The following is a 4181-nucleotide window of genomic DNA, read 5'->3' as shown; positions in this document are numbered from 1 at the left end:
TTATTGGAGGTTTGATTTTTGTCTGGCTAATATCTTGTTTTTCTCTTAAATATAATTAGGTAAGAAAAGTTTTTTTTAAAGTAAAAAACGCGTGAATCAATTAAGAAATTCACGCGTTTTATTATTTTAATCTCAGACATTAACCATTTTATTACAAGCTTTTTCTATTTGTTTATCCGAAAAAGGCTCAAGTGATTTGGCGAGCATCCGACTAGTTTTTATGCAACCAATCATTTTAGTTCTGATATCGAGATTATTCCCAATTTCAGATTCTAGAATCATATCGAATATTTCAGTTAAATATTCGGGTTGGTTTCTAAATTCACCTTCAAGCCAAAGGGCAGAAAGGAAGTTTGCCACGGATGGCATTACATCATGATGCGTTCTTATTACTTTTTCTTTTTGCATAATCGAAAATAATATGTACACGAAACCCTCGCTTTAGATGTGCAAAAATACCCGTAAGGATAGATTTCCCGTAGTTTCCAAAGGGACATCATGGCGAGGGAATCGCTTATGTTAATTTATAATATAATTTTAGGATTGCTCCTTAAGGTATTTTTGCAGAGCAAACGTACAACTATAAATTCAGAGAACAACAACAAAATATAAGAAAATACTTTATTTTTTATATTCTCACATCTGACATTTCACAAAAAACTAGTTTATCGTTTCTCCATTTGCAGCATCAGCATCAGGATTTACAAAAACCAATTTTCCTTCAGCATTTGTAGTCATTAAGATCATTCCTTGACTTTCAACGCCACGTAATGCTCTTGGAGCTAAGTTTGCTAGCACAGTTACACGTTTTCCAACTATTTCTTCTGGCGAAAAACTCTCAGCAATTCCCGAAACAATTGTACGAACATCAATTCCAGTATCAACTTTCAGAATCAAAAGTTTATTAGCTTTCGGCATCTTTTCCGCTTCAAGGATAGTTCCTACACGCAAATCCATTTTGGCAAAATCCTCAAACTGAATCAAATCTTTCTGAGGCTCAGGTTGTTTGTTTTCAGCAAGATTAGCAGTTTTTGTAGCTTCTAGTTTATCTATTTGTTTCTGAATTTCTTCATCTTCAATTTTAGCAAAAAGTAATTCAGCTTCACCAATCTGGTGACCAGCAGGAATTAAATCCGAAGTTTCAGCGATGTCACTCCATTTCAGTTTGCCTTCATTCTTTAATATTCTCGATAATTTAGTAGCAGTAAAAGGCAAGAACGGTTCAGATAAAATGCTCAACGCAGCAGCAATTTGTAATGCTACATACATCTGAGTTTTTACACGTTCCGGATTGTCTTTCATAACTTTCCACGGCTCCTCATCGGCAAGATATTTATTTCCTAAACGAGCAACATTCATTAACTCACCCAATGCTTCACGGAATCTGTAACGTTCTACCGAACTAGAAATAACAGCAGGATATGCTTTTAATTCAGCTAGAGTAGCTTCGTCAATCTCCGTTAATTCATTTGGAGTAGGAATAAAACCGTCGTAATATTTATTAGTCAAAACCACAACACGATTAATAAAGTTACCAAAAACGGCAACCAATTCGTTGTTGTTTCTAGCCTGAAAATCTTTCCAGGTAAAATCATTATCTTTAGTTTCCGGAGCATTAGCTGTCAGTGCATAACGCAAAACATCTTGCTTCTCAGGAAAATCTTCTAAATATTCATGTAACCAAACCGCCCAGTTCTTAGAAGTCGAAAGTTTATTTCCTTCCAAATTCAAAAACTCATTTGCAGGAACGTTGTCTGGCAAAATATAACTTCCTTCAGCTTTAAGCATCGCAGGGAAAATAATACAGTGAAAAACAATATTGTCTTTCCCAATAAAATGTACCAGTTTAGTATCTTCATCCTTCCAGTACGGTTCCCAATCTTTACCTTCGCGTGCAGCCCATTCTTTAGTCGATGAGATGTAACCGATAGGAGCATCAAACCAAACATATAATTTTTTCCCTTCAGCACCTTCCACAGGAACATCAATTCCCCAGTCAAGATCACGCGTTACAGCACGAGGCTCAAGTCCACCATCAACCCATGATTTTACTTGACCATAAACATTAGGTTTCCAGTCATTTTTATGACCGACCAAAATCCATTCCGTCAAGAAATCAGTATATCTGTCCAAAGGTAAAAACCAGTGTTTAGTCGATTTTAAAATTGGAGTTTCACCAGTAATAGTCGATTTCGGGTTAATCAAATCAGTTGCATTAAGCGTAGATCCACATTTTTCGCACTGATCCCCGTAAGCCTCTTCATTGCCACATTTAGGACAAGTTCCAACAACAAAACGATCAGCAAGAAACTGATTCGCTTTAGAATCATATAATTGTTCCGTTACTTCTTCAATAAAATCACCTTTATCATACAACGTTCTAAAAAATTCCGAAGCCGTATCATGATGAATTTTAGCCGAAGTTCTAGAATAATTATCAAAAGAAATTCCGAAATCGATAAAAGATTTACGGATAATTCCGTCATATTTGTTAATAACCTCTTGCGGAGTAATACCTTCCTTTTTAGCTTTCATAGAAATCGCCACACCGTGCTCATCGCTTCCGCAAATAAAAGCCACATCTTTCCCCTGCATACGTAAGTAGCGAGAATAAATGTCCGATGGCACGTAAACGCCCGCCAAATGGCCAATGTGTATCGGTCCGTTCGTATAAGGTAAAGCAGCAGTAATGGTATATCTCTTAGGATTTTGTAACATAAAATTGATTTTTATTTTTCTGATAAAGTCGTAATATAAGCCGACTTTAGGTTTTATTATGATAAATTCTGTGCAAAAATAAGCAATAGAATTGAGTCCCGACGCTTCGGGATATTCTTTTTTATCAGGAGCTATTTCCAGCTATCCACTTTATCTTTACTTGCCTAAAGAAGGCAAGCAAAGGATGCCGTTCCTATCTGGGCTAGAAAACACCAAGTTTTGTAGATTATATAGGATAAAGATGAAGTGTAGCAGAGTTACTAAGTGACCAAATGGCAAAAGCTCTAAGATGCAAACTTGTCAGACTGAGCGGAGCCAAAGTCCTGTAAATACCTTTGCGAATCTCTGTGTAGCTTTTGCGCAGAGAGAATCCACGAAGAGGATAATAAAGCATTGGGTGGAGAAAACTTTGTGAATCTCTGTGTAATCTTTGCGCAACTTCGCGTAATAGCTTACCTCATAAAGTAGAATTAATTTAAACTAAGCCTTCAATCCATAAAAACCACAATCTAATGCAAATCGTTCGGAATATATTTTGCAATCTTTGATGCAAAAAAAGAAAAGAACATTATGAGCAAGACTAAACTAATAATTAATAAAAACGGATCTATCAAGATAGAAGGTGATTTCGAAATATTGGATTCAGAAGGGACAGTTTACGGATTACAAGGAAGAGCTGCATTAGGGCTTTGTCGTTGTGGACTATCTGTTAATAAACCTTTTTGTGACGGTTCACACCGTAACAACTTCGAACACGATTCAAAAGCATTCGATTTGCCACCAATGAAAACGAATTAAGAATTCTATTTCTCAAAAACCTAAGAAGAAGCCCTCTCAAATTATGAGAGGGCTTCTTCTTTTATGTACCTATATTTAAGGAGAGCTTTTCTCCTTATATAATAGGAGCGATATTTTACTATACTATATAGGAGAAGCTTTTTTAGGAGCTGTTTCCTGCTCCCGAATCTTTGGGATGCTCCAGTGTTGTCCTTTTAAAGGAAAAAGGCCAAGGATTTTCCCCGATGCTTCGTGGCTATCAGGGATAGGAAGCTCGAAATCTGCTAAATCTGCGAGAAACAAGAATGCGAGAAGCCCCAAGAAATCCAGCAAAACCAAGGGAAAAACAGGTCAAATGCCCTAAAGTGCCCAAAGCAGATAGAAAACAACAAAAAATAACAGACCGTAAGGGGTGCGTTATCAGAGTATTAAGAAAAGAATAAAAAATAAACCAAAAATACTCTCTAAAAGGTATTGTTTATCTAGATAAAGGTGGTAGTTTTGCACCCGCAACAACGACAAACGTTCCTTTAAATACTGACAAGCAAGACGAATCAAATTAGAAATAAAATTCTAAAAAAAAAAGATTTCGAAAAGCTTGTGAGAATGGAAAACGGATGTTACATTTGCACCCCGCTAAATAACGGAAAGTTCCTTGAAAGATTGATAAGAAAGAAGAAAACGGA

3 protein-coding genes are annotated in these 4181 nt (G+C 36.2%); 1 reads left to right on the top strand and 2 read right to left on the bottom strand.

Annotated elements, in window-relative coordinates; genetic code table 11:
- Positions 1–132: 132 nt before the first annotated feature.
- Together B8T70_RS23150 and metG are read right to left on the bottom strand one after the other, a co-directional pair.
- Positions 133–408 (bottom strand): hypothetical protein, encoded by a 276-nt coding sequence (locus B8T70_RS23150; protein ID WP_086896397.1) that lies wholly within the window; start codon positions 406–408, stop codon positions 133–135.
- A gap of 252 nt (positions 409–660) precedes the next feature.
- Entirely contained in the window at positions 661–2718 is a 2058-nt protein-coding gene (metG, locus tag B8T70_RS23145; protein ID WP_086896396.1) for a methionine--tRNA ligase, read from the bottom strand.
- 570 nt (positions 2719–3288) lie between these two features.
- Between metG and B8T70_RS23140 the strand changes: the two genes are divergently transcribed.
- Positions 3289–3516: a CDGSH iron-sulfur domain-containing protein gene (locus B8T70_RS23140; RefSeq protein ID WP_039116640.1), complete on the top strand. Its 228-nt coding sequence runs from the start codon at positions 3289–3291 to the stop codon at positions 3514–3516.
- Positions 3517–4181: the final 665 nt, after the last annotated feature.

The organism is Flavobacterium sp. AJR, assembly GCF_002156885.1.
Taxonomy (GTDB): domain Bacteria; phylum Bacteroidota; class Bacteroidia; order Flavobacteriales; family Flavobacteriaceae; genus Flavobacterium.
The sequence above is the reverse complement of the archived record's forward strand: the minus strand, read 5'-3'. Positions and strand labels throughout refer to the sequence as shown.

Excerpts from the sequence above, each read along its gene's own strand:
- B8T70_RS23150 (WP_086896397.1), bottom strand. The coding sequence starts at position 408 with ATGCAAAAAGAAAAAGTAATAAGAACGCATCATGATGTAATGCCATCC.
- metG (WP_086896396.1), bottom strand. The coding sequence starts at position 2,718 with ATGTTACAAAATCCTAAGAGATATACCATTACTGCTGCTTTACCTTAT.
- B8T70_RS23140 (WP_039116640.1), top strand. The coding sequence starts at position 3,289 with ATGAGCAAGACTAAACTAATAATTAATAAAAACGGATCTATCAAGATA.